The organism is Streptomyces sp. CB00455 (assembly GCF_001905445.1).
GTDB lineage: Bacteria > Actinomycetota > Actinomycetes > Streptomycetales > Streptomycetaceae > Streptomyces.
The window spans coordinates 355519-379278 of record NZ_LIVQ01000004.1; the positions used below are offsets into that span (position 1 = coordinate 355519).

A 23760-nucleotide genomic window follows, 5' to 3' on the forward strand; every position below is an offset into this window, starting at 1 on the left:
GACGGGCGTGGGCGGGGGAAAAGCAACGAGCTGGGGCCCGCACCCAAGGTGCGGGCCCCAGCTACGTGTACGCGTCAGCGTCAGGCGGGAACGATGTTCTCGGCCTGCGGGCCCTTCTGGCCCTGCGTGACGTCGAAGGTAACCTTCTGGCCTTCCTGAAGCTCACGGAAGCCAGAAGCGGCGATGTTCGAGTAGTGAGCGAAGACGTCAGCGCCGCCGCCCTCCTGCTCGATGAAGCCGAAGCCCTTTTCCGCGTTGAACCACTTCACGGTGCCAGATGCCATATGAATTCTCCTTTGGGGCAGTGCCCGGAACCGCACTGTGCGATCTCCGGAGTCGCCGCGATGATTGCCCCGACCGGAAAACTGCACCGGCAAATGAAAAGCGCCCGCACCGGAAAAGTCCGGTGAGAGCACTTGTAAGTTTTTGGGAACCACAACTGCAACTGAGATCACAGTAGCACAGGAGGTGCCGGACGGCGCGGAAATGTAGGCCGTCCCACACGCGCGCCGTCGGCCTCCCCGAGCGGCCGTTCGTAATTCTGCATCGGCAGCGGCAGATATGCCTGCCTGTAAGTCATATAAACGGTGTCGCCCCTCAAGGCTTTTCGTGCCCGCGCCGCATCTCCTCGTTCAGCTGGAGCGCCTCTTCGAGCTGGTCCTCCAGCACGATGATCCGGCAGGCCGCCTCCACCGGCGTCCCGCTGTCGACGAGCTCACGGGCCCGGGCGGCGACGCGCAGCTGGTAGCGGGAGAAGCGCCGGTGGCCGCCGGAGGAGCGCAGTGGGGTGATCAGGCGTGCTTCGCCCAGGGCGCGGAGGAAGGCGGGGGTGGTGCCGAGCATTTCGGCGGCCCGGCCCATCGTGTAGGCGGGGTAGTCGTCGTCGTCGAGGCTGTCGGAGAGCGGGGACTTCTCAGATGTCACGCCAGAGACGCTAACCCTGATGGCTGACCATGTCTACTCCGACCGGGACAGATTTCCTCCGGAATTTGCTTCAGGAGTTCTCTCCCGCATGCAATCTTTTGCCCGGGCGACGAGTTGAGGGTGCGGCCCATCGGCGTAGCGTGAAACGTGGAGAGGGGACGCACAAAACAACAGGGGACAGGGGGCAGGGGGACACACGGGCGCGAGGAGCGACGGCCATGGGCAGGCTATCGATCGATCAGTTGCGGGAACGGGTACGCGGAGTCGTGGTCACCTCGGACGACGACGGCTACGAAGAGGCACGCAAGGTCTACAACGCCATGATCGACAAGCGGCCGGCAGTCGTGGTGCGCTGCACCCACGCCGGCGACGTGATGGCCGCGGTCGACTTCGCCCGGGAGAACGAGCTGGATCTCGCGGTCCGCGGCGGCGGCCACAGCGTGCCCGGCTTCGGCACCTGTGACGACGGCGTGGTGGCCGACCTCTCCGGAATGCGCGGCGTCCGCGTCGATCCCGCGCGGCGGACGGCGCGCGCCGAGGGCGGAGCGACCTGGGGCGACTTCAACGCGGCCACCTACGCCTTCGGCCTGGCGACGACCGGCGGGATCATCTCGACCACGGGCGTCAGCGGGCTGACCCTCGGCGGCGGTATCGGATACCTCTCCCGCAAACTGGGCCTGAGCTGCGACAACCTCGTCTCGGCGGATGTGGTGACCGCCGACGGCCGGTTCCTCGTCGCGAACGAGGAGGAGAACGCGGACCTCTTCTGGGCGCTGCGCGGCGGCGGCGGCAACTTCGGCGTGGTCACCTCGCTGGAGTTCAAGCTCGCCGAGGTGAAGGACGTGTACGGCGGACCGATCCTCTACGAGATGGCCGACGCCGCGACCGTCCTGCGCTCCTTCCGCGACTTCATCGGGAAGGCCCCGGAGGAACTGGGCGGCTTCCCGGCCTTCCAGATGGCCCCGCCGCTCCCCTTCATCCCCGAGGACCGGCACGGCGAGCCGTTCATCCTGGTCGTCTCCTGCTGGGCGGGCGCGCTCGACGAGGGCGGGCGCGCCCTCCAGCCGTTCCACGACTTCGCGCCGGTGGTCGCCGAGCACGTCGGACCCATGCCGTACCCGGCGCTCAACAGCGCCTTCGACGCACTCGTGCCGCCCGGCCTCCAGCACTACTGGAAGGCCAACTTCGTGACCGAGCTCGGCGACGGGGCGATCGAGGCCCATACGCGGCACGCGCCCGACCTGCCGGCGGTGAATTCGACGGTGCACATCTATCCCATCGACGGCGCGTGCCACCGCGTCGCTCCGGAGGCGACGGCCTTCGCCTACCGGGACGCCTCCTTCGCCACCGTCATCGCCGGCATGTGGCCCGACCCGGCCGACAACGAGGCCAACACGGCCTGGGTGCGCGACTACTACGAGGCGACCGCCCCGCACTCGGAGGAGGGCGGTTACGTCAACTTCATGGCCGGGGACGACCAGGACCGGGTACGGGCCAACTACCGGGGCAATTACGACCGCCTCGTGGAGGTCAAGCGCCTCTACGACCCGGGGAACCTGTTCCACCTCAACCAGAACATCACGCCGTAAGTGCGTGGAGAAGGGCCACCAGGCACGGCCTTCCGGTCAGGGGTGACGCACCTTCGATCACACAACGTGTTTACCTCCGTGCTAAGGGGTAACACTGGGTGAGGAGAATGGATCAGTCACCTGCAGGAAGGCGGGACCATGACAGTGAGTACCGTACTCATCCTCAGCGTGGTGGTAGCGATCATCACCGCTCTCGTACTCGCCCCGTCGGTCGCGGTGCCCCGCGCGGGCGCCGGCAAGGGCCGGCGCGGGTTGCGGGCCGGGCAGGCGCTCGGCCGGCACCGCGATACCGGGCCGCGGGGGGACGGACCGCGCCGCCTGCGAACGGTTCCGCAGCAGCGCAGCCCGCACTACCGGCGCACCGGCAGCTGACACCTGAAACGCAAGCAGCTGGGGCCCACACCCCGAAGGATGTGAGCCCCAGCTACGTATTGCGCGTCAGCGTCAGGCGGGAACGATGTTCTCGGCCGTCGGGCCCTTCTGGCCCTGCGCGATGTCGAAGATGACCTTCTGGCCTTCCTGGAGCTCGCGGAAGCCCTGGGCGGCGATGTTCGAGTAGTGGGCGAACACGTCAGCGCCGCCACCGTCCTGCTCGATGAAGCCGAAGCCCTTTTCCGCGTTGAACCACTTCACGGTACCAGCAGCCATGTCATATCTCCTTAGGGGCAGTACACCGGTATCCACACCGTGCGGATACCGTGTCGCCGCGATGATCACCCCGACCGGAATAAGACCGGAAATACAAAAGTACTCCCACCGCGCCGAAGCGGGGTGGGGGCACTTGTAAGTTTTGGGAACCACAACTGCAACTGAGAACGACAGTAGCACGCCACAACCGGCCGTCGGAGGTGTGGAATTCGACTCCAGCCGCCGCGATAAGAACCCTGACCGCCGGGACCGTAAAACCCTCCCACCGCGGGAGCAGATATTGAATTGCGTGTGGTGCAGCGTCTTCCTATGACTGTGCGCGCAGGACGTCGGCCACCCGCGGCGGCCGGTAGCCCGCTCCCTTGAGCACCTTGCCGTCCTCCCGCAGGACGGGGCGCCCGTCCGGTCCCAGCTTGGACATGTTGGCGCGGTGGACCTCGGCCAGCACGGCGTCGAGGTCGATGCCGTGCACGACGGCGGTCCCGTATGCGAGGTAGACCACATCGGCCAGTTCGTGCGCGATGTCCACCAGGCGCCCGGACGCGGTCGCCTCACCCAGTTCGGCCACCTCCTCCTCCAGGAGCACCTGGCGGTGCCGGGCCAGTTCCGGTGTGACGCCGACCGGGCCGGATGCGGCGTCCAGGCCGAAGGCCTCGTGGAATTCCCGGACCAGGTCCTGGGACGTGTGTGCGCTTGCGGCGCCTGCCTCTCTCGCACGGACCGGGCGGGCGGGTCGAAGGGCGAGCACCGCGTTGTGACCGCCGAAACCGAAGGAATTGCTCAGGACGATGTCGCCGGAGTCCGGCAGCGCGCGGGGCGCCCCCGTGACCAGGTCCAGGTCGCAGGCATCGTCGAGATCGTCGCAGCCGATCGTCGGGGGGACCTTCCCGTGGTGGAGCGTGAGGGCGGCGACCACCGCTGCCACCGCCCCGGCGGCGCCCTGGAGATGGCCCACGTTCCCCTTCACCGCCGTCACCGGGACGCGCGGCGCCGCGGCGTCCCGCTCGGCCAGGAGGCGGCGCAGCGCCGTGGCCTCGGCGAGATCCCCCTCCACGGTGGCGGTGGCGTGCGCGTTGACGTGGACGATGTCGGCCGGGGTGGAACCGGCGTCGGCGAGCGCGCGCCGCAGCGCGAGGACGATCCCGTCCCCCGAGGGGTCGGGCGCGACGATGTGGTGGGCGTCCGCCGACAGGCCCCAGCCGGCGGCTTCCCCGTAGATCCGGGCGCCGCGTGCCAGGGCGTGTTCCTCGGACTCCAGGACGAGCAGCGCGGCGCCCTCGCCGTGGACGAACCCGTCGCGGTCCTTGGCGAACGGCCGGGACGCCCGGCCGGGCTCGTCGTTGCGCGTGGACAGGGCGCGCATGGCGCAGAAGGCGGCCATCACCGCGGGCGTGACGGCCGCTTCGGCTCCTCCCGCCAGGGCGACGTCGACGTGGCCATAGCGGATGCGGTCGATGGCCTGCCCGATGGCCTCGGTCCCCGAGGCGCAGGCACTCACGACGGTCCGGGCCTCGCCGGTGATGTTCAGGTCGAGCGAGATCTGGGCGGCGGCCTGGGAGGGCACCGTCATCGGCGCGGCGAGCGGCGAGACGCCGCGCGGGCCCTTGTCACGCAGCCGGCGGTCCCCCTCGACCAGCACGGGGGCGCCGCCGATGATCGTGCCGACGCACACGCCCACCCGGTCGGGGGCGAGTCCGCTCCCGACGGTTCCCGCGAGGTCGAAGCCGGCGTCCCGCCACGCCTCCCGGGCGGCGATGACGGCGAACTGGGCCGCGCGGTTCATCCGCCGGGCCCGGGCCCTGGGCAGCAGCCCGGCGAGGTCGTCCGAGACGGTGGCGGCGATGCGCACGGGCTGGTCCGAGAACTCCTCACCGGCCAGCGGCCGCACGCCGCCCCGTCCTTCGAGGAGGCCCTGCCACAGCGGCTGCACGCCGATACCGAGAGGGGTGATCGCACCGAGGCCGGTAATCACGACCCGGCGCTTTGTGGCCCCGGTCACCGCATGGGGCCGGCCGTGAGGTGTGGGCGGCTGCTGCATGAAGATCTGCTTTCCTGTTCCTGACCGTCAACCGCCAGTCTGCGGTGGACAGTTGATTGAATGAAAGCCGCCTTGAGGGCGTCCACGCAAGGACCTGAGACGCTCGTCACTCGGCGCGCCGCAAAGAGGGATGGAAGTCGACAAACAATGACAGGGGGAGCTGTACACTTCGACTCGCAGATCATGCGTCTAATACGCGCCATCGCTGGGGGAGTTTACGATGGGGACAGCTGGCGTTCATCATCGCGCTTTTGCGCCGGATCTTCATGCTCAAGCAATGAAGTTGTCACAACTTCTTCGTGTTTGGCGCATCGACGCGGGCGTCAAATTGCGGCGGGGAAAAGCAATTCCGCAAAAAGAGGTCGCCGAGCTCATGGGGGTGAGCGAGCGCTGGTACCGGAGCCTCGAAGCGGGGGACTCCGTCTCGCTCTCCAGTGAGATCCTGGGCCGGCTCTCCCAGGCCCTCGTACTGGGGCCCGACGAGCGCATGGTTCTCTACAGCCGCGCACTCGACGGCGCCGGACTGGCGCTGACCGATGAACAGGACGCGGCCGAAGGGCAGCTCGCGCTGCTGCACATGGTGACCGCGCAGACCGGCTTCCCGGCGTACCTGACGGACGGCTGCTGGAACATCCTGGGCTACAACACCCTGATGTCCACCTGGTTCCCCTGGGTGCTGGAACCGGGCGCCAACCTCATGCGCTGGGCCCTGACCGAGCCCGGGGCGCGGGAGCAGATGCTGGACTGGCGCCGGCACGCGGAGGTCTACCTGGCCATGCTGCGGTTCGCGCTGGCCACGGGCGGCTCGCGCAAGGCCTCGCTCGACGTCCTCCTCCAGCAGGTCCTGGAGGATCCCGAATGCCGCCGGCTGTGGGCGCAGGGGCCGAAGGTCGTCGCGTTCCGCCAGGGACACCGGTACCGGCTGGCCCTGCCGCACGTGTCGCCCGAACAGATCACCGTCACCTCCCAGGTACTCCTGCCCGCCTATCAGCACGGTCTGCGCTGCGTCATGCTGCTCCCGCAGAAGACCGTCCTGCCGCCCTGCGCGCTCATTCCGGAGCAGCAGTCCGGTGGTCCGGCGGAATAACGAACACCTTACACACGATTCCACACGGCCGTAAGCGGCACATTCCTGCCGCTCATGGATCCCCGGGATTCGGCGGCCCTTCCCCGACAGGCGACCGGCAATCATTTGCCGGTCGCCTTTCATTTGCGCCTTTTCGGTGCTCCCGAATGCCGACGAACCGGACAAGCCGGTCCAGCGGCAAACTTCTGCCGCTTGACGGGTGCTTGCGCCGGTGGACATCCTCGTATCGCCGAACCGTTTCGGACAATCGCTCACCTGCGAGGCCGATAACCGGTCGGTTCCATTCCGCCGCACGCGGGCAGATCCCCAGGTGCAAAAGGGCGGCGCGTCGAGAAACCCACGAAAAAGCCAATGACACCATCACACGCAGGTCACACCGACGACCTGAGCAGTCACATGAAGGTTTGAGCATGGCACTGCAATTCGCGAGCACGGCCAATCGGACCGTTCTCGCCCGCCGGCACCAGAATCGCCTCGACCAGGCTTCTGTCGAAGCCGACTACCGCAGCCGCTTCCGTACCTGGGAACGAGTCGCCACCGTCCGGAACAACCCCGTGCGGATGCTGGACGGCGACGGCGAGCTCTTCTTCAGCCCCGAACTCGTGCCCGCCCTCTCACATCCGCTCCTTCAGGCGGCGGAGCCCCACGTCCGTGAGACGGTGCTGGTCCACCGCCTCTACGAGTACCTCACGTTCACGATCGACCTGGAGCAGAGCGCCGTCATCCCGGTCACCGGGCACATCAGCCGCGGCATGTCGGGACTGGACCTGCCCGAGCCCATGCGCCTGGACGCCTTCAAGATCGTGACGGACGAGGCCTGGCACGCGCAGTTCACCTACGAGATCCTGCGCCAGGTACGGACCCGCACCCGGATCGACCCGGCCCTCCCGTCCACCCCCACCTTCACCTCGGAGCTGGCGAGGATCCACGAGGAACTGCCGGCCGAGATCCGCGGCCTCGACGAGATGCTGTTCGCCATCGTCAGCGAGACGCTCATCTCCTCGATCCTCGACGAACTGCCCGAGGACAAGAGGCTCCCCGAGGGCGTCCGCGACATGGTCGCCGATCACGCGGTCGACGAAGCCAAGCACCACTCGTACTTCTCGACGCTGCTGCGCTTCCTGTGGCCCGCGATGAGCCGGAAGGAACGGGAGCTGGCCGGCCCGTACATCCCGCAGCTGATCTTCGCGTTCCTGGAACCGGACTACACGAGCGCCGCCCTGGGGCTGAGCGCCGCCGGCTTGGGCGCCCGAGAAGTGGAGCAGGTCATGAGCGACGTCTACACGCGCGACAAGGTGGTGGACGACGTGCGCCGCGGCGCCGCGCCCACCCTCCAGTACTTCGTCGAGGCCGGGGCCCTGAAACACGGCGCCACCCTCGAAGCCTTCCAGGAATCGGGGCTGATCGCGTGAGAGCGGCCATCGTCCAGGCGGCGCGCGCCCTGACGCCGACGGTCACCCAGTACTGGCTCGCGCAGGCACCGGGCGGCTCCCCGCTGCCCGCCGCCGTGCCCGGCCAGCACGTCAACCTGCGCGTGGGCCCGCGGTTCAAGACCTTCACGGTCCTGGCGGCCGGCGAGGAGGGGTACGAGCTGGCGATCCGCAACCGCCACCGGGGCGCGCCGCGCGACCACCTCTCGCCCCGCATGCACGTCGGCGCTGCCGTCCGCGTCGGTGACCCGGCCGGGCACTTCACGGCGCAGAACCTGACGCCCTTCACCCACTTCCTGGCCGGCGGCGTGGGCATCAACCCCGTCCTGGCCGTCCTGGCCGACGGCCGGCTGCGTGGCTGGCGGCTCGTCTACGTCGACCGCGGCGCGCAGGAGTTCCCGTTCCTCGGGCGACTGCGCCGGCTGGCGGGGGAACAGGACGGCAGTGTCGTGACCGTCGACACCGGGACGCAGGGGCGTCCGGACTGGGCCGAGGTCGTCGGCGGCACACCGGCCGGCGCCACCATCGGCGTGTGCGGCCCGGCCGCGATGGTCACGGCGGTGCGTGCCGCCGTCGAGCGCGCCCCGGGCTCCCGCCAGATGGTCACCGACGCGCGCGAGGCGGCCGCCGGCGACATGCCGCACTCGGTGGAAGTGGAATGCGTCAAGACCGGCATCACCTTCCAGGCCCCGCAGCACCAGCCGCTGCTCGACGCACTGAACCGCCACGGCGTGGTCGTCCCGTCCTCGTGCCGACAGGGCATCTGCGGGACGTGCGAGATCGAGGTCCGCACGGGCCAGATCGACCATCGCGACGAGGTGCTCACCGACCAGGAGAAGGCCGCATCCAGCTACATGATGCCGTGCGTCAGCAAGTCGATCAGCACACGCCTCGTGCTCAACGTCTGATGCCGGCGACCACCACCCTGACCAGGAAGACCCCTGTGAACCAGCTCATCACCGGCTACGCCGGCCGGATCGGACTCCAGGTGCCGTTGGAGCCGACCGTCGAGTGCCTGCGGCAGCTGCACGAGGCGCACCTCTACAACGTCCCCTTCGAGAACTTCAGCATGCACGGCAACGCGGAACGGGGCCTGAGCGAAGAGGCGCTGGGCGAGGCCATCGTGGAGCGGCGCCGGGGCGGCATCTGCTTCGAGACCGGGAGGATGATGCAGTCGCTGTTCGACGCGTGCGGATTCGACTACGAGATCCGCCTGGCGAGCTGCGTCAACCCCACCACCCAGGGCCTCGGCCCGGCCACCCACCAGGTCTTCGTCGTGACCATCGGCGCCGAGCGCCTGCTCTTCGACATCGGGTACGGCGCCCAGGGCCCCCGGGGTCCGGTCCCGCTGGCCGACGGCGAGCGGGTGGAGCACCCGGCGCTGTCCTGCCGGGTCGGCCTCGACAGCACGGGCGCCGCCCCGGTCTGGACGGTGGCGATCATGGAGCACGCCGCCAACGCGACCGAATGGCGCGACATCTACCGCTTCGTCGACGCCCCGGTCGGCGAAGCCGACCTGGAGATGGCGCACTTCTACACGACGGCGTCCCCGAACAGCCTGCTGAACAAGCACAAGGTGGCGAGCATCCCCACCCCCGCCGGCCGGGTGAGCGTGCGCGACGGGCACGTGACGGTCGTGCGGGACGGCAGCAGCAACACGACCCCCGTCGAGGACGAGGCGCAGCTGCAGGACGTGCTCGCGCGCCACTTCGGCCTCACCGTTCCCCTGCCCGATCTCGGGCTCGAAAGGTAGTACCCCATGCACTATCTGACCGTACCCGGCTACACCGGTTCCGGCCCGGACCACTGGCAGACGCATCTGGAGAACACCTTCGAGGGCTTCTCCCGCGTGGTCCAGGAGGACTGGGAGGACGTGGACCGCGGCCGCTGGGTCGACACGCTCGACGCGGCCGTCCGCGGCACCGACGACGAGGTCTTCCTCATCGGGCACAGCTGTGGATCGGTGACGCTCGCGCAGTGGGCCGCGACCCGCTGGGACAGCCGGGTCGTCGGCGGGCTGCTCGTCGCCCCGGCCGATGTCGACGCGGCCGGGGCGCTTGCGGCCATCCGGTCCCAGGCGCCCCTGCCCACGGTGGCGCTCCCGCTGAAGACGCACCTCGTGGTGTCCGACAATGATCCGCACCTGTCGCTGGAGCGCGGCCTGGCGCTCGCGGAGGCGTGGGGGAGCAGCGTCGAGGTCATCAGCGGCGGCGGGCACTTCGCCACGCTCGACGGCTTCGGCCCGTGGAGCCACGTGGCGGGGCTGATCGAGCGGCTTTCCGGCAACGCACTTGAAACGACTCCGGGACGTGTCCCCCTTGCGCAGTAAATTCTCGTCGGTGCCACGGCCCGTCTACTTCTACCTGGCGGCCTCGTTCTTCATGGGGCTCGCCAACACCATCTTCGACGTGGTGTTCAACTTCTACCTCGCCGAGCGCGGCATCGAAGAGGGCGACGCAGGCGTGATCTACGCCATCGCCACCGGAGCCATGGCGGTCGCGGTGGTCCCGCTGCTCTTCCTGCGGCGCTACATGTCGCAGCGGGCCCTCCTCATCGGGGCGTCGGTGCTCTACACCGTGCCCTTCGCCGGTCTGCCGTTCGTGGCCTCGGTCGCCTCGGCGTCCGTCGTCCTGAGCCTGATCCTCGCCGGCATGCTGGGGCTGCTCTCGGTGGGCAACGCGATCGCCGGCGGGCAGGTGCCGCAGGCCGCCCGTACCCGCCTGTTCAGCGCGTTCTTCATCTCCTACCTGGGCGCCGGGGCCATCGGTTCCGCGCTGGTGTCGCTGGTCAGCGGCTGGCTCCACACGAGTGACCTGGAGAAGTACCGCTTCTTCCTCCTGCTGTCGTTCCTGGCCGCCTGCGTGATGCTCGTCCTGCGCATCCCGTCGGGCACCACGGCCCCGCAGACGGCCTCGGCGCTCCCGCAGGAGGACCTCCAGGTGCCGGGCGAGAAGCGCAACTTCGTCACGCTCTTCGTCGCGGCCGGCTTCCTCGGCGCGTCGATCGCGCTGTTCTTCCGGTTCGCGAACGTCCTCTTCGCCCAGGTCTACGACATCTCGGTCAGTGACATCTCGCTCATCCTGGGCAGCGACAAGATCGTGAGCATCTTCGGGGCCATCTTCGCCCCGCTGCTGGTCCGGCGTTTCTCCCTGCGCCCGAGCGCCGCGGTCTTCGGCGTGCTGGCCGTCGTCGGCCTGCTGCTGCAGTCCCTGACCGTGCCGCTGATCGTCTTCGCCGTGCTCTACCTGCTGCGGCTGCTGTTCAACTACTGCCTGATGCCGCTGCTGGACACGGTCGCGATGTCGGGCTTCGCCCCGGCGCGCCAGATGGTCTCGATCGGCCTGCGGCAGTCCTCGTTCTACCTGGGCGGAGCCGTCGCGGCCGCCGTCTACGGAGAGCTGCTCGACGGCGGGCACTGGCAGGCGGCCCTGTGGGTGTCGGCCGGGTGCGCGCTCATCGGGTCGCTCGCGATGACCCTGGTGCGCAGCGGCGAGCCCAGCCCCCGACCCGCCCGCGAAGAGAAGGTGCTGGAAAATGCCTGACCTCGACATCCGCGAAGACGCAGCCGCAGCGGCAGAGGCGGCCGTGGGAGCGGCCGTCACGGGAGCGGCCGTCACGGGAGCAGCCGCGGCGGGAGCCGCCGCCGTAGGGGCAGCCGCCGCGCCGGGCTCCGTGACCGGCCCCCTGGTGGTGGTGGACCCGTACTCCAGCGGGGCGGTCCTGGCCCGCCGCGCGAAGGAGCTGTACGGCATGGATGCCATCGCCGTGCTCACCCCGGGCACCCTGCCCGCCGCCCTCGTCGCGTCGTACCCGGCCGGCGACTTCGCCGCCGAGGTGCGCTTCTCGGACACCGGGCAGACGGCCCGGGCCGTCGAGGAACTGTGCGGCGGCCGGCCGGACTTCGTCATCTGCGGGTCGGAGCCGGGCGTGGAGGCCTTCGACGCGCTGGCCGCCCACTGGGGGCTGCGCCCGAACTCCGGGCCCTCCGAGGCCCGCCGCGACAAGTTCCTGATGCAGGGCCGCCTGCGCGACGCGGGCGTGCCCTACATCCCGCACCACATGGCGTCCGACACCGGGTCCCTCGTCGAGTGGTGTGCCGGCAGCGGCCTGGCCGAGTACGTCGTGAAGCCGGTTCGGTCCTTCGCGACCGACGGGGTGTACTTCTGCTCGGACCTCGACGAGGTGCGCGCCGCCTGCGACCGGCTGTTCGGGAGCAGGGACCTCTCCGGCCAGGTCATCACCGAGCTCCTGGTGCAGGAGCGGCTGGTGGGCCCGGAATTCGTGGTCGACTCGGTGTCCCTCGACGGCACGCCGTTCGTCGTCAACATGTTCCGCTACACCAAGGAGACGATCGACGGCAATCCGGTCTACCGGGCGATGTCGTCGGTGGAGGTCGGGGAGCACCCCGACATCGTGGCCTACGTGGAGCGGGCGCTCGCGGCCCTGGGCATCGACAACGGCCCCGCCCACAGCGAGCTCATCCTCACCGCGGACGGCCCGGTCCTCATCGAGACGGGCGCCCGGATGCACGGGGGGCTCGGCCCGAAGCTGGTCGAGGCGGCGTCCTCGCACTCCCTGATCGACCTGACCCTGGCCTCCCGGGTCGCGCCGCAGGACTTCCGGCACCGCACCCGGTCCATGCCGTCCCTGCGCCGGGGCATCGTCGAGTGCTTCCTGTCCGCGCCGGTGGCGGGCCTGGTCGCGGCGAACCGCGTGCGCGAGACCTGCGGGGGCCTCGACAGCTACCTCTTCGACACCTGCGAGCAGGCGCCCGGAGACCGGATCGAGAAGACCACCGACCTGATCACGTCGTACGGCCGGGTGGTCCTGGCCAACGCGAACCCCGAGGCGCTCGTACGCGACGTGCGGCACGTCCTGGACCTGGACCGCCGAGGCGCTCTGATGGAGATCCTCCCGGCGTAGCCACCCCCCGCCCGCGCCGGGTAAGGCAGGCAGGCCCAGGTCACCGACCTGGGCCTGCCTGCATTCGTGCACATGCGCCCGAGTACCCGGGCGGACCACGGGCGGGGGCCGCGCCCGCAGGAGCCGGGCGGGTCGGGAGCCTAGGCGGGCCGGGCGCGCTGGGCCGGCTCGGCGGGCCGGGCGGGCTCGGCCTGCGGTGCCTGCCGTTTCCTGACCGGTCTGGTCACCTGCTTCGCGACGCACGACGGCAGTCCCGCCGCGGCGTCCGCCGCCTGGCGCCGGTAGACGCTGGGCGCCATGCCGACCAGCTCGGTGAAGCGCGTGCTGAAGGTGCCCAGGGACGAGCAGCCGACCGCGAAACAGACCTCGGTGACGCCGAGGTCGCCCCGGCGCAGCAGCGCCATCGCGCGCTCGATGCGCCGCGTCATCAGGTACGAGTACGGGGACTCGCCGTAGGCCTGCCGGAACTGTCGGCTGAGGTGGCCGGCCGACATGTTCGCGCCCCGGGCGAGCGCCTCGACGTCCAGCGGCTGCTCGTACTCCCGGTCGATGCGATCGCGGACACGGCGCAGCCGCGCGAGATCACTCAGTCGCTGCGCCGCGGTCAGTGCGCTCATCCAGGCAGGATGACACATGGCAGAACCCCTCTCCTGGACGCCGGGAGCCGCCGGCCGCCGCCTCCCGGCCCGTCGTGTCAGCGCGTCTGCTGGATGCGGATCAGGTTCCCGGCCGGATCGCGGAAGGCGCAGTCGCGGACACCGTACGGCTGCTCGGTCGGCTCCTGGACCACCTCGGCGTCCGTGGCCTGCAGCTTCTCGAAGGTGCCGTCGAGGTCCGGGGTGGCCAGCAGGATCCACCCGTAGGTGCCCTTGGCCATCATCTCGACGATGGTGCGGCGCTCCTCCTCGGTGATCCCCGGGTCGGCGGCCGGCGGCGCGAGCAGGATGGACGTGCCGGGCTGCCCGGCGGGACCGACCGTGATCCAGCGCATCGGGCCCTGCCCGACGTCACTGCGGACCTCGAAGCCGAGGACGTCGCGGTAGAAGGCGACAGCGGCGTCGGGGTCGTCGTGGGGGAGCACGGTGGTGTGAATGGTGAGGTCCATGCCGCCACGTTAACGGCGCCCCGGCGCCGCCCGCTTCTCGAATCCTGACGTGTCCGCCCGGCCTCCCCCGGCTCGCCTCGGCCCGCCTCGGAGTGATCCGGCTCACACGGTGTCACAGGGGGCGGCCGTGCGGTGTCTCGTGTCCGAACCCCTCGGAGCGGAGGAAACACCATGGCGAAGAACACCGAAGTGGTCGTGATCGGCGGCGGATACGCCGGTGTCATGGCGGCCAATCGCCTGACGCGGCGCGACGGCGTGTCCGTGACGCTGGTCAACCCGCGGCCCTGTTTCGTCCACCGGATCCGGCTGCACCAGCTGGTGGGCGGGACCGGCGGCGCGGTCGTCGACTACCGCGAGGTCCTGGGCGAGGGCGTCCGGCTGGTGGTCGACACGGTGACCCGGATCGACGCGGCCGGGCGCAGGCTGGCGCTGGCGTCCGGCGGTGCGGTCGGCTACGACTACCTGATCTACGCGGCGGGCAGCGCCAGCGCCGTCCCGCGGGTGCCGGGAGCGGCCGAGTTCGCCCACCCCCTCGCGAGCCTGGAGGACGCGCAGCGGTTGCGGCCGGTCCTGGAGGCGGCTCCCGCGACGGCCGCGGTGACGGTCGTCGGTGCCGGTCCGACCGGCATCGAGACCGCCGCCGAGCTGGCGCAGACGGGCCGCGCCGTGACCCTGGTCTGCGGCGGGACGCTAGGCCCCTACCTGCACCCCCGGGGCCGCCGCTCGGTGGCCGGGCGGCTTGCCGGGCTCGGTGTGCGTGTGCTCGACGGCCCCGGCACGAAGGTGACGGCCGTGACCCGCGATGCCGTCCGGCTCGGCGACGGCCGCGCGCCGGCGAGCGAGGTGACCGTCTGGACGGCCGGATTCGGTGTGCCGGACCTGGCGGCGCGCAGCGGGCTGAGCACCGACGCCGTGGGCCGCCTGCTCACGGACGAGACGCTGACCAGCGTGGACGACGTACGCATCGTCGCGGCCGGGGACTCGGCGGCGCCATCGGACCTGCCGTTGCGGATGAGCTGTCAGGCGGCGATGCCGCTGGGCGCGCGCGCCGCCGACACGGTGCTCAGCCGGATCGCGGGCGAGCGGCCCTCGCCGCTCAGGTCGGTGTTCGGCGCCCAGTGCATCAGCCTGGGCCGGAGCGACGGCATCTTCCAGTTCGCCAACCGGTCCGACGTCGCGGTCTGGTTCACCATCGACGGCCGGCCGGGCGCGAAGCTCAAGGAGATCGTGTGCAAGGGCGTCCTCGGGCACCTGGCCGGCGAGGCGGCCACGCCCGGTTCGTACGCCCTGCACCGCATCCCGGGAGGTGTGAAGCGCCGGCAGCTGCTGCTGGAGGCCGGACGCCGCGCGGCGCCGGCCGCGGCCGCGCCGGGGCGTGGCGGGCACGCACCGGAGGGCGGGTCGTGATCGAACCACTGTCGACGCCGAGGGGACTTGCCGTGTATGCACGTTCGAAGGCCGGCGACCGGAGCCGGCCGCGACCCGAAGGAGCCGGTGGATGAGCGCCGACCGCGCCACCGATCCGGCGACCGAGATCTTCGTCGCCCACCGCAATCTGCTCTTCACCGTCGCCTACGAGATGCTCGGCTCGGCGGCCGACGCCGAGGACGTCCTGCAGGAGACCTGGCTGCGCTGGATCGAGGTCGACCTCGGGCAGGTCGCCGACCGGCGCGCCTACCTGGTCCGGATCACGACCCGGCAATCGCTCAACCGGCTGCGGACCATGACGCGCCGCAAGGAGGCGTACGTCGGCCCCTGGCTGCCCGAGCCGCTGCTCACCGCGCCGGACGTCGCCCAGGACGTCGAGCTCGCCGAGAGCGTGTCGATGGCGGTCATGCTCGTCCTGGAGACGCTGTCGCCCACCGAGCGTGCCGTCTTCGTCCTGCGCGAGGTCTTCGACGTGGGCTATGACGAGATCGCGGCCGCCGTGGACAAGAGTCCGGCGGCCGTCCGCCAGATCGCGCACCGGGCCCGCCGGCACGTCGATGCCCGCCGCCCCCGCGAGGTGGTGTCCGCGAGCGAGAGCCGGGCGGCGGTGGAGTCGTTCCGGCGCGCGCTCGACAGCGGCGACCTCCAGGGCCTCCTCGACGTGCTCGCCCCCGAGGTCGTCCTGGTCAGCGACGGCGGCGGCATCAGGCACGCGGCTCCGCGACCGATCACCGGCGCCCGGAAGGTGGCCCGCTTCATGATCGGCGGCCTCGCCAAGAACCAACTGCCCCTCACCCTCGGCCCCACCGTGGTCAACGGCAACCCGGCACTCGTCGTCCACCTGGACGGCGAGATCGACGGCGTCATGGCGGTCCGCGTCGAGGACGCCCGCATCACGGGCCTCTACTACGTCCGCAACCCGGAAAAACTCACCCGCGTCGCCTCACAGACCCCCCTCACCCTGCACTGATCCCCCCGCCCCGGCCCCGGCCCCGGCCCCGGCCTCGGGCCCGGCCCCGGCCCCGGCCCCGGCCCCGGGGGCGGGCCGGGGCCGGCCCCGCGCATTCCGCCCGGCCGACGCCGCGACCGCCGGGGGCGCGCGCCGCAGGCGACGCGGAGGACGCCGCCGGGTTCGGCACGTGCGGATCGCGGAGAGCAGCGGTGCAGGAGTACATGGCCGCGCACACCTCGAGCCGCGCCGGCCGCAGAGTTCGCGCTTCCGAAGGGCTGCCCGATGGCCAACCGCAAAGGCAGACGACGGACGTTCGGAGCCACGCGGAAGTTGCCGTCCGGGCGGTTCCAGGCTCGGTATCCGGTCCTGACGACGTCATGCGGACGGCACCTGAGACCTCTGCAACCTCACGGGACGCGGACGACTGGCTCGCTGAGGAGCAGACCGAGACCCATAACGGGGACTGGCACGACCCGGACGCTGGGGCGGTCAACCTCGTTGCGTGCGCGCTCCAGTGGGTTAAGGAACGGGGCTCCCCGCCACGACTGATGAGCTGTACCGGCGCCCTCTTCGGCTGCATCTGCTGTCGGTCTCGCCACACTTGGCCGCGGTGTCAGTCAACGGGTCGTAGCGCGCGCTCGGAACGCAGTGCCGCCCAGGCGGCCACGGCGGCCAGGGCCGCACCCCCGGCGAGGGCGAGGCCGCCGGTCAGGGGGGCAGGGTCGGACGGGGCCTGATTCCAGAGGTAGAGCTGGTATTGGGCCTCGGCGGGCAGGTTCAGCAGATCGGCGATCCAGCGGTGCGGCAGGAACGGCGCCGCCGGAAGCAGTACGAGTGGCGCGGTCACCAGCAGGGGACCGATGCCGAGCGCGAGGGTCCCTATGACGCTGCGCAGCAGGGCCGCCGCGAGGGCGGCCAGGGAGATGAAGAGGAGTTGGACGAGTAGGGCGGCGGCGATCGCGCCTGCGGCCTGGCCCCAGGTCGCGAACTCGACGGGCAGGGGAGGTGACGTGTGGACGGCCCCGTCGGCGAACCCGGAGGGCACTGCGCGGGGCCGCACCGGCCACAGCCGGGCGTATGCCGAGGTGCCCAGCCACAGCAGCACGCCGGTGGCGATCTGGCTGGCGAGTGACAGGGCGAGTGCGGCGCCGACCTTCCGGGCCCACAGCACGCCGACCCGGTTCTCGAACAGGCGCAGGGCGCTCCAGGTGCCGCCTTCCAGGGTCTGGCCGAGCCCCGTGGCGACGACCACACCCGTGAGGACGAGACCCAGCAGGGTCGCGAACTGCCATGCCGCCGCTCGCAGCGCCGACGGGAGCGAGGTAAGTGCCGACACCGAGGGGTCGAGCACCCCGTACGGGGCTCCCGCCATCCAGAGCCGGCCGACGAGCGCCAGGGCCAGCAGCATCACGGCCGCGGTCGCTCCCCATACGGGAGCGGTCCACAGGGCTCGCAGCTCGCCGGCCCAGGCGGTCCCCTCCCCGCGCGCGGGCCGCCGTCGGGTACCGGCCATCAGGCGCGGTCCCGGGTCCGGTTGATGCGGTCCAGCCCGAGCCAGAGCAGGCCGATGAGGGCCAGGGTCGGCAGGACGCGGAGCAGGACGGGGGCCGTGGAGGGGTCGGTGGAGATCCAGAAGTGGTCCCAGACTCCGTCCACCGCACCGAAGCCGACGAGGTCGGCCAGTGCGCCGCCGGGGAGCCAGGCGCCCAGCCCCGGGGCGGCGGAGGTGCGGACCACCAGGACGAGCAGCAGCATCCCGGCGAGGAAGGTGCGCATCGGCTGGCGCAGCAGTGCGCCGAGGGCGACCGCGACGGCTGCGGCCCCGGCCAGCACGGCTGCACCGGCCAGTACGCCGAGTGCGGTGTCGGCGAGGACGGTGCCGAGGGCGCCGGGCGAAGGCAGCGTGTAGGCGTTGCGGCCGTAGAGCATGCCGAACGCGGCTGTGATGGCGGCCGACACGCACAGCAGTACCAAACTCCACGCCCAGACGGCCAGGGCTTTGGCGGCGAGCAGCCTGCTGAGGCGGGATTCGTAGAGGAGGAGCGGCACGATGCTGCCCCGGCTCCACTCGCCGGCGACGGAGAAGGCCGCCAGCATGACGAGGAGCGCGAGCCCGGGAACGGACGTCAGCAGGCGTACGGTCCACAGCAGCGAGCCCACCGGGTGCTGGGCGTGCGCGGCACGGACTCCTTCGGCGGTGAACCTCTCCTTGATCCGCTCCAGCCCGACGGCCTGCAGGGGCACTTCCGCCAGGCACTTGGCCTTCTGCTCCGGGGTGTTCTGCGCGGAATCACACGATCGGGGGAGGTAGTCGAGGTTGGCCTGCACCTGCGTGATGTTGTACGAGGCCATGTTCTGGCTCACCCAGGCGCAGTAGAGGGAGCCGAAGACGAACAGCACGGCGAGGGTGAGGGCGAGCGGGTGCCGCAGCAGCCGCCGGGTCTCTGCCCGGACGAGGCGGTTCACTGGCGGCCGCCGTTCCCGACGAGCCCGAAGAACCAGTCCTCGAAGGCGGCCGGACCGCTTTCCGGGTCGTAGCCGAGCGCGTCAAGGGTGCCTGCAGCGACGACGCGGCCCTGGGCGAGCATGATCACGCGGTGGCAGATCCGCTGGATTTCGTCGAGCTGGTGGCTGGAGACGAGGACGGCGGCCCCGCGCGCGGCCTCCTCGGCCACGATCCGCCGCACCATGCGCAGTCCCTCGGGGTCGAGCCCGTTCGTGGGCTCGTCAAGGATCAGCAGATCGGGCTGCTTGAGCAGCGCCGCGGCGATGGCCAGCCGCTGCCGCATGCCCTGCGAGTACGTCCCGAGGCGGCGGTCGGCGGCGCCGGTCAGCCCGACGCGGTCGAGCGTGCGGGCGATGCGCCCGCCGTCGGGCAGCCCGGCGGTGTCGAGAAGGGTGCGCAGCATGGCGCGTCCGGTGGACCACCGGTTGAAGGCGGGCGCGTCGAGCGCGGCTCCGAGCCGGTCGAGCTGCCGCGGCCGCATGGGCAGGGACTCCCCGAACAGCCGCACCTCACCGGAATCGGGGGTGGACAGCCCGGTGATCACCCGCATGAGGGTGGTCTTGCCGGCGCCGTTGAGCCCGAGGAGGCCGACGATCTCGCCGGCCTCCAGGCTGAGATGGACCCCTTCCAGCACGGAGTGCTTCCGGAAGCTCTTGGTCACTTCGTGACAGGAAAGGACGCTCATCGTCTGAGATTACTTCCAGTCGTAGACGACGCGACCCGACGAGTGGATGAAGTGCGGGGCGTTGGCTATCTGCATGTAGTACTTGCCGGCGGGGGCGTTGCCGAACTCCTTCCAGAACGTGCCGTTGTCGCAAGACCAGTCACGCCAGGCCACCCACTTGTCGGGTGCCCAGTCGATGTCAATCTTGAAGTCGTAACCGACCCGGCCCTGAGCGCCGTTGCTTGTGGCGCACGCGTCCTGCGTTGCGGACTGGCTGTTGCCCGGGGCCGTCCAACGGCCGGTCTCCGCACCCACGCCCTCGTCGGTGAAGGAGAAGTTCTTGACCTGGGTGTACGCGGCGAAGGCGTTCGGCGCGAGTGCGCCAACGAGTCCTGCTGCGAGCGAGGCCGTCACCACGGCCGACTTCATGCGAGTACGCATGGGGTTTCCTCCCGATTGCTCCACCTTCCCCGGTGGAGTCTGTGCACTGCGTGCCGTCATCGACACCCAGCTGTAGATGATCTTCATAATTTCTTTCGCTTCGGTCAAATGACGGCATGATTGGGAAAATCACGATGGTTGCATTTGCTATTTCGGTGGCCGAATCGGGATACCTCAGCGGGTCGCCAAAGATGAACTCGCTGTCGTTTTTGGGTAGTCGGCCGCTCTTGGGGTCGTGGACCTGCGGCGGTGTCGGCCGGCACATGACGCACACGGAGCGCAGGCGCCAGATGATTTCGTCGGCAGGTCGTTAGCCACGGAGACTCTGCTCCATGGGAAGGCGACCGTGCGGGCGCACACCGGCTGCACCGGGATGCCGACCTGCCGGGGCGGCCTGGGATCAACCACGATGGACCGCTGCCAGGCATGAGGGAACCGCCATTCGCCTGTTGCTGGACGAACTGTCCAGCGGCGGGGTGAGCGCGCCGGTCTGGCTGTGGGGGGCAGGCATGAAGACGGGGCTGGCTGACCTCGTAGGCGTCTGTCCACTTTCGAAGCACGCGTGCACGATGGAACGCTCATGTCGTCCGACTCACTGCTGCCGGGCTCGTCCTGCGCCGACCACCAGTGCCCCCAGCCATGATCGTTTGCGGGCGCAGCCCTGCACGCGCAGCAAAGGGACGCACGAACCCCGGTACTGAAATCGCGGTGGCGCCCCCCCGCAGGCCTGCCGTCCGAGGTGGTGTTCGTGCGTGAGGGCGACCGCTTCGGCACGTTGGACGTTCCCGCCGCCCCCGCGGGCCTTGGAGCTGGGGTCCTCCGCCCACGATCAAGCAGCGGAGGTGCGCGGAGGGTTGTCGGCCGTGCGGCGCGAGGGAGTGAACTTGTCGTAGCGACCCCTCGTGTGCCACGACGTGTGGACGACTTCGAACTGCCCCGGTGAGGTACCGGCCTATTTCTCGTCCGATCTCGCCGGCTGGCACCAGCAATGGTCTGGGGCACTGCTGTGCCTGGGGTCGGGCGCAGTGCTGGGGAGAAAAGGGCGCCGTTCCCGCGTACGACGTTCGGGCGTAAGTGGGCCAGTGCTCGGAGAAGGCCGCATCGATCTGGCAACACTCGGACCGCGAGCGGCAGAAGGAAGTCGCCGGGGGTCTGGACGGGAGGGTGCGGGGCGGCCGGCAGGAGGCTGCCGAGCAGGCCGCGCAGGGGAGGCAGGGGGTGCGCAAGTGGTCCGCGCCGCGTATATAGGTCTAGACAACGAAGAAGGCCCAGGTCGCTGACCTGGGCCTTCTCTCAAGAGCGGATGACGGGAATCGAACCCGCGCTATAAGCTTGGGAAGCTCATGTTCTACCATTAAACTACATCCGCACCGCGGTCCCGTTGACCGGAGCCGTAGTGTTGTTCACTCTACCTCAAGATCGACCCCGGGCGAATCAGCCGCGGGGTCGTTGTCGTTCGTGGTGGACACCGGGGCGCGTGGGGGCGGGAGTTGGGGCGTATCTTTGGGGGCGGAGCGGCGGCTGGAGCGGGTCGCGCTCATCCCCTAATGTGGCGATTCGTCGCAGTACGGCTCGTTGGGGAAAGGGACTCGATGGAGCACACCGTCGTCCGTTGTGCCGAAGGGCACGTTTTCAGTACCGCCTCCTTCCCGCTGCAGCACCTCGGTGCCGGCCGGATCGGGCCCGGGCGGCTGCTGCGGTGCCCGCGGTGCGCGCGGCTGAGGCAGGCCGTTCCCGTCGGTGGCGTGAAGCGGTAGGCGCGGCGGCGCAGGCCGGCCCGGGCGCGCGGGCCGTCCCTCTCGATTGGGGGTGGCCCGCGCGCTCTGCGTATCCTCGGGACGTGCTTCTCTCTGACAAAGACATCCGGGCCGAGATCGACAGCGGACGGGTTCGCATCGACCCGTTCGAGGAGTCGATGGTGCAGCCCTCCAGCATCGATGTACGTCTCGACCGGTTCTTCCGGGTGTTCGAGAACCACCGCTACGCACACATCGATCCGGCGGTCGAGCAGCCCGACCTGACCCGGATGGTCGAGCCGGAGGGTGACGAGGCCTTCATCCTCCACCCCGGCGAGTTCGTCCTGGCGTCGACCTACGAGGTCGTCTCGCTGCCCGACGACATCGCCTCCCGACTGGAGGGGAAGTCCAGCCTGGGGCGACTCGGCCTGGTGACGCACTCGACCGCCGGGTTCATCGACCCCGGGTTCTCGGGCCACGTGACCCTGGAGCTGTCGAACCTCGCCACACTGCCGATCAAGCTCTGGCCGGGCATGAAGATCGGCCAGCTGTGCATGTTCCGGCTCAGCTCGCCCGCGGAGTTCCCGTACGGCAGCGAGCGCTACGGATCCCGTTACCAAGGGCAGCGCGGGCCGACCGCCTCGCGCTCCTTCCAGAACTTCCACCGCACCCAGGTGAGGCACGAGGCATGAGCGAAGTACGCGAGAACCTGACCTACGAGGGGTTCGGGCGCGCCGTGCGCGAGCTGGCGCAGACCATCGCCGACGACGGCTACGAACCCGACATCATCCTCAGCATCGCCCGGGGCGGGGTGTTCGTGGCGGGCGGGCTGGCGTACGCGCTCGACTGCAAGAACATCCACCTGGTGAACGTCGAGTTCTACACCGGTGTCGGGACCACGCTGGAGATGCCGGTCATGCTGTCGCCCGTGCCCGAGGCGATCGACTTCACCGACAAGAAGGTCCTCATCGCCGATGACGTGGCCGACACCGGCAAGACCCTCAAGCTCGTCCACGACTTCTGCCTGGGACACGTCGCCGAGGTGCGTTCGGCCGTCGTCTACGAGAAGTCCCACTCACTCGTGAAGTGCGAGTACGTGTGGAAGAAGACGGACGAGTGGATCAATTTCCCGTGGTCCGTCGAGCCGCCCGTCGTCAAGCGTGAGGGCCAGGTCCTCGACGCCTAGCAGTCGCCCGGCCCCTCCCGGGGGTACGGCAGAGGCCCGCCGCGCGATTCCCCGCGCGGCGGGCCTCTGCCGTGATGGTGCGTGTCGCGTGCGGGCGACCGTCAGAGCGTGCCCAGCTTGATGATCGACAGCAGCGCTACCAGCTGGATCGCGGAGGCGCCCAGCGCCTTGGGCCACGGCAGGTCGTGCGACTTACTGATCAGCGAGGTGAAGAGCGCGCCCGCGGCGACCCAGGTGGCCCAGCCCAGCACCTGCACGACCATGTTGTCGCCGCTGAGGAACACGGCGAAGAGCAGGCGCGGCGCGTCCGTGATGGACATGACCAGCATCGACAGGCCCACGGTGGGCTGCCAGGAGCCGTCGCCGCCCAGCTGGCGGGCGAGGGTGTGCGTCACCCCGCCCAGGATCAGGCCGCAGATGACGAAGGCCACGCCGGTGGAGAGGACGATCGGGACGGCCTGCGCGAGGGTCGCTTTGATCACGTCCTGACGGGCGTCGTCGAGGCCGAAGACCGCGAGGAGCCCGTAGAGGAAGGTCACGGTCAGCGCCGGCCCCCAGACGGCGTAGTCGCGCATCTGCAGGAAGGTCTGCCCCGGTCGCGTCACGATGCCGCGGAGCAGTTCCTTCCACGGCAGCCGCGGCCCCGTCGGCGCGGCCGCGGCGGCACCGGCGTGGTACGTGGCGCCCTGGCTGTAGGGGTCCTCGCCGACGGCGAAGACCTGGGTATGCCCCGGGTTGTCGTTGGAGTGGCCTCCGTGGCCTCCGTGGCCGTACGGGGGCTGCTGCGCCTGCGGCGGCTGCTGTCCGTACGGGTCGAAGTACTCGGGCTCGTCGTGTCCCCCGGCGCCCGGCTGCGGCCACTGCTGCTGCGGCGGTGGGCCTGCGGGAGGGTAGGGCTGCTGGCCGTACGGCGGCGGTTGCTGCTGTCCGTACGGCTGCTGCCGCGGGGGTTGTTGCGGGGTGCGGTTGTTGTCCCGGCCGCGTCCGATCCTGAATCCAGCCACGTGATCGAACGTACCTGGTCCGGCGGGCCCCGGTGGACGGGCGGCCGGAACACGCGGCCTTTGCGGCTGACCTGTGACATCCCCTAGGGGAACCCCGGG

At 70.3% G+C, this 23760-nt stretch carries 24 protein-coding genes and 1 tRNA gene; 13 read left to right on the forward strand and 12 right to left on the reverse strand.

Features of this window, described 5'->3' with window-relative positions; genetic code table 11:
- Positions 1 to 80: 80 nt before the first annotated feature.
- Both AMK16_RS18965 and AMK16_RS18970 read right to left on the reverse strand, forming a co-directional pair.
- Positions 81 to 284 (reverse strand): cold-shock protein, encoded by a 204-nt coding sequence (locus AMK16_RS18965; protein ID WP_073917174.1) that lies wholly within the window; start codon positions 282 to 284, stop codon positions 81 to 83.
- A 313-nt stretch (positions 285 to 597) separates the two neighbouring features.
- Positions 598 to 861 (reverse strand): helix-turn-helix domain-containing protein, encoded by a 264-nt coding sequence (locus tag AMK16_RS18970; RefSeq protein WP_443333587.1) that lies wholly within the window; start codon positions 859 to 861, stop codon positions 598 to 600.
- Between the two features lie 281 nt (positions 862 to 1142).
- Here AMK16_RS18970 and AMK16_RS18975 point away from each other — a divergent pair, with 281 nt between their 5' ends.
- Together AMK16_RS18975 and AMK16_RS18980 are read left to right on the forward strand one after the other, a co-directional pair.
- A complete protein-coding gene (locus tag AMK16_RS18975; RefSeq protein ID WP_073917178.1) occupies positions 1143 to 2513 on the forward strand; it encodes an FAD-binding oxidoreductase in 1371 nt (456 codons plus the stop codon).
- Positions 2514 to 2651: 138 nt separating this feature from the next.
- Positions 2652 to 2885 (forward strand): hypothetical protein, encoded by a 234-nt coding sequence (locus AMK16_RS18980; RefSeq protein ID WP_073917180.1) that lies wholly within the window; start codon positions 2652 to 2654, stop codon positions 2883 to 2885.
- A gap of 72 nt (positions 2886 to 2957) precedes the next feature.
- On the opposite strand, the gene AMK16_RS18985 is transcribed toward AMK16_RS18980, so the two are convergent.
- Positions 2958 to 3161, reverse strand: a complete 204-nt coding sequence (locus AMK16_RS18985) for a cold-shock protein (RefSeq protein ID WP_073917182.1) — start codon at positions 3159 to 3161, stop codon at positions 2958 to 2960.
- A gap of 307 nt (positions 3162 to 3468) precedes the next feature.
- The gene (locus AMK16_RS18995; protein ID WP_079191577.1) at positions 3469 to 5199 is read right to left on the reverse strand and encodes a beta-ketoacyl-ACP synthase II; all 1731 of its coding nucleotides are present in this window, start codon (positions 5197 to 5199) and stop codon (positions 3469 to 3471) included.
- A 379-nt stretch (positions 5200 to 5578) separates the two neighbouring features.
- On the opposite strand from AMK16_RS18995, the gene AMK16_RS19000 reads away from it, so the two are divergent.
- The 7 genes from AMK16_RS19000 (at position 5579) to AMK16_RS19030 (ending at position 12639) form a co-directional block, all read left to right on the forward strand.
- Complete coding sequence (locus AMK16_RS19000; protein ID WP_338014456.1) at positions 5579 to 6286, forward strand: MmyB family transcriptional regulator; 708 nt, start codon at positions 5579 to 5581, stop codon at positions 6284 to 6286.
- Positions 6287 to 6696: 410 nt separating this feature from the next.
- Entirely contained in the window at positions 6697 to 7698 is a 1002-nt protein-coding gene (locus AMK16_RS36245; RefSeq protein WP_073917187.1) for a diiron oxygenase, read from the forward strand.
- On the forward strand, positions 7695 to 8624 hold the full coding sequence (locus tag AMK16_RS19010) for an iron-sulfur cluster-binding domain-containing protein (RefSeq protein ID WP_073917188.1): 930 nt from the start codon (positions 7695 to 7697) through the stop codon (positions 8622 to 8624). Before AMK16_RS36245 ends, AMK16_RS19010 begins: the two co-directional genes overlap by 4 nt.
- A 35-nt stretch (positions 8625 to 8659) precedes the next feature.
- Positions 8660 to 9469, forward strand: a complete 810-nt coding sequence (locus AMK16_RS19015; RefSeq protein ID WP_073917190.1) for an arylamine N-acetyltransferase family protein — start codon at positions 8660 to 8662, stop codon at positions 9467 to 9469.
- Positions 9470 to 9475: 6 nt separating this feature from the next.
- Entirely contained in the window at positions 9476 to 10045 is a 570-nt protein-coding gene (locus AMK16_RS19020) for an RBBP9/YdeN family alpha/beta hydrolase (protein ID WP_073917192.1), read from the forward strand.
- A 10-nt stretch (positions 10046 to 10055) separates the two neighbouring features.
- Positions 10056 to 11258 carry an MFS transporter gene (locus AMK16_RS19025; protein ID WP_199885473.1) on the forward strand — a complete coding sequence of 401 codons (1203 nt, stop codon included), beginning with the start codon at positions 10056 to 10058 and terminating at the stop codon, positions 11256 to 11258.
- Positions 11251 to 12639 carry an ATP-grasp domain-containing protein gene (locus AMK16_RS19030; RefSeq protein WP_079191581.1) on the forward strand — a complete coding sequence of 463 codons (1389 nt, stop codon included), beginning with the start codon at positions 11251 to 11253 and terminating at the stop codon, positions 12637 to 12639. Before AMK16_RS19025 ends, AMK16_RS19030 begins: the two co-directional genes overlap by 8 nt.
- Before the next feature lie 140 nt (positions 12640 to 12779).
- On the opposite strand, the gene AMK16_RS19035 is transcribed toward AMK16_RS19030, so the two are convergent.
- Complete coding sequence (locus AMK16_RS19035; protein ID WP_073917196.1) at positions 12780 to 13256, reverse strand: helix-turn-helix transcriptional regulator; 477 nt, start codon at positions 13254 to 13256, stop codon at positions 12780 to 12782.
- A gap of 77 nt (positions 13257 to 13333) precedes the next feature.
- The gene (locus tag AMK16_RS19040) at positions 13334 to 13744 is read right to left on the reverse strand and encodes a VOC family protein (protein WP_073917198.1); all 411 of its coding nucleotides are present in this window, start codon (positions 13742 to 13744) and stop codon (positions 13334 to 13336) included.
- A gap of 171 nt (positions 13745 to 13915) precedes the next feature.
- Between AMK16_RS19040 and AMK16_RS19045 the strand changes: the two genes are divergently transcribed.
- Together AMK16_RS19045 and AMK16_RS19050 are read left to right on the forward strand one after the other, a co-directional pair.
- A complete protein-coding gene (locus AMK16_RS19045) occupies positions 13916 to 15151 on the forward strand; it encodes an NAD(P)/FAD-dependent oxidoreductase (protein ID WP_073917200.1) in 1236 nt (411 codons plus the stop codon).
- A 91-nt stretch (positions 15152 to 15242) separates the two neighbouring features.
- A complete protein-coding gene (locus tag AMK16_RS19050) occupies positions 15243 to 16142 on the forward strand; it encodes an RNA polymerase sigma-70 factor (protein ID WP_073917203.1) in 900 nt (299 codons plus the stop codon).
- A 595-nt stretch (positions 16143 to 16737) separates the two neighbouring features.
- On the opposite strand, the gene AMK16_RS19060 is transcribed toward AMK16_RS19050, so the two are convergent.
- The 5 genes from AMK16_RS19060 to AMK16_RS19080 form a co-directional block, all read right to left on the reverse strand.
- Positions 16738 to 17637 carry a hypothetical protein gene (locus AMK16_RS19060; protein ID WP_073917205.1) on the reverse strand — a complete coding sequence of 300 codons (900 nt, stop codon included), beginning with the start codon at positions 17635 to 17637 and terminating at the stop codon, positions 16738 to 16740.
- Positions 17637 to 18590 (reverse strand): ABC transporter permease subunit, encoded by a 954-nt coding sequence (locus tag AMK16_RS19065; RefSeq protein WP_073917208.1) that lies wholly within the window; start codon positions 18588 to 18590, stop codon positions 17637 to 17639. The genes AMK16_RS19060 and AMK16_RS19065 overlap by 1 nt, the downstream gene beginning before the upstream one ends.
- Positions 18587 to 19315: an ABC transporter ATP-binding protein gene (locus tag AMK16_RS19070; protein WP_079191582.1), complete on the reverse strand. Its 729-nt coding sequence runs from the start codon at positions 19313 to 19315 to the stop codon at positions 18587 to 18589. The genes AMK16_RS19065 and AMK16_RS19070 overlap by 4 nt, the downstream gene beginning before the upstream one ends.
- Positions 19316 to 19324: 9 nt before the next feature.
- Positions 19325 to 19735, reverse strand: a complete 411-nt coding sequence (locus AMK16_RS19075) for a hypothetical protein (protein ID WP_143196834.1) — start codon at positions 19733 to 19735, stop codon at positions 19325 to 19327.
- Positions 19736 to 21033: 1298 nt separating this feature from the next.
- Positions 21034 to 21104: transfer RNA gene (locus tag AMK16_RS19080), tRNA-Gly, on the reverse strand.
- A 471-nt stretch (positions 21105 to 21575) separates the two neighbouring features.
- On the opposite strand from AMK16_RS19080, the gene dcd reads away from it, so the two are divergent.
- Both dcd and AMK16_RS19090 read left to right on the forward strand, forming a co-directional pair.
- Positions 21576 to 22163, forward strand: a complete 588-nt coding sequence (gene dcd, locus AMK16_RS19085; RefSeq protein ID WP_030152916.1) for a dCTP deaminase — start codon at positions 21576 to 21578, stop codon at positions 22161 to 22163.
- Positions 22160 to 22657 (forward strand): phosphoribosyltransferase, encoded by a 498-nt coding sequence (locus tag AMK16_RS19090; RefSeq protein ID WP_073917214.1) that lies wholly within the window; start codon positions 22160 to 22162, stop codon positions 22655 to 22657. Before dcd ends, AMK16_RS19090 begins: the two co-directional genes overlap by 4 nt.
- Positions 22658 to 22758: 101 nt before the next feature.
- On the opposite strand, the gene AMK16_RS19095 is transcribed toward AMK16_RS19090, so the two are convergent.
- Positions 22759 to 23661 (reverse strand): Yip1 family protein, encoded by a 903-nt coding sequence (locus AMK16_RS19095; RefSeq protein WP_073917216.1) that lies wholly within the window; start codon positions 23659 to 23661, stop codon positions 22759 to 22761.
- Positions 23662 to 23760: the final 99 nt, after the last annotated feature.

Coding starts and splice junctions, on each gene's coding strand:
- AMK16_RS18965 (WP_073917174.1), bottom strand. CDS start 284: ATGGCATCTGGCACCGTGAAGTGGTTCAACGCGGAAAAGGGCTTCGGC.
- AMK16_RS18970 (WP_443333587.1), bottom strand. CDS start 861: ATGGGCCGGGCCGCCGAAATGCTCGGCACCACCCCCGCCTTCCTCCGC.
- AMK16_RS18975 (WP_073917178.1), top strand. CDS start 1,143: ATGGGCAGGCTATCGATCGATCAGTTGCGGGAACGGGTACGCGGAGTC.
- AMK16_RS18980 (WP_073917180.1), top strand. CDS start 2,652: ATGACAGTGAGTACCGTACTCATCCTCAGCGTGGTGGTAGCGATCATC.
- AMK16_RS18985 (WP_073917182.1), bottom strand. CDS start 3,161: ATGGCTGCTGGTACCGTGAAGTGGTTCAACGCGGAAAAGGGCTTCGGC.
- AMK16_RS18995 (WP_079191577.1), bottom strand. CDS start 5,199: ATGCAGCAGCCGCCCACACCTCACGGCCGGCCCCATGCGGTGACCGGG.
- AMK16_RS36245 (WP_073917187.1), top strand. CDS start 6,697: ATGGCACTGCAATTCGCGAGCACGGCCAATCGGACCGTTCTCGCCCGC.
- AMK16_RS19020 (WP_073917192.1), top strand. CDS start 9,476: ATGCACTATCTGACCGTACCCGGCTACACCGGTTCCGGCCCGGACCAC.
- AMK16_RS19030 (WP_079191581.1), top strand. CDS start 11,251: ATGCCTGACCTCGACATCCGCGAAGACGCAGCCGCAGCGGCAGAGGCG.
- AMK16_RS19035 (WP_073917196.1), bottom strand. CDS start 13,256: ATGAGCGCACTGACCGCGGCGCAGCGACTGAGTGATCTCGCGCGGCTG.
- AMK16_RS19040 (WP_073917198.1), bottom strand. CDS start 13,744: ATGGACCTCACCATTCACACCACCGTGCTCCCCCACGACGACCCCGAC.
- AMK16_RS19045 (WP_073917200.1), top strand. CDS start 13,916: ATGGCGAAGAACACCGAAGTGGTCGTGATCGGCGGCGGATACGCCGGT.
- AMK16_RS19050 (WP_073917203.1), top strand. CDS start 15,243: ATGAGCGCCGACCGCGCCACCGATCCGGCGACCGAGATCTTCGTCGCC.
- AMK16_RS19060 (WP_073917205.1), bottom strand. CDS start 17,637: ATGGCCGGTACCCGACGGCGGCCCGCGCGCGGGGAGGGGACCGCCTGG.
- AMK16_RS19070 (WP_079191582.1), bottom strand. CDS start 19,315: ATGAGCGTCCTTTCCTGTCACGAAGTGACCAAGAGCTTCCGGAAGCAC.
- AMK16_RS19075 (WP_143196834.1), bottom strand. CDS start 19,735: ATGCGTACTCGCATGAAGTCGGCCGTGGTGACGGCCTCGCTCGCAGCA.
- AMK16_RS19090 (WP_073917214.1), top strand. CDS start 22,160: ATGAGCGAAGTACGCGAGAACCTGACCTACGAGGGGTTCGGGCGCGCC.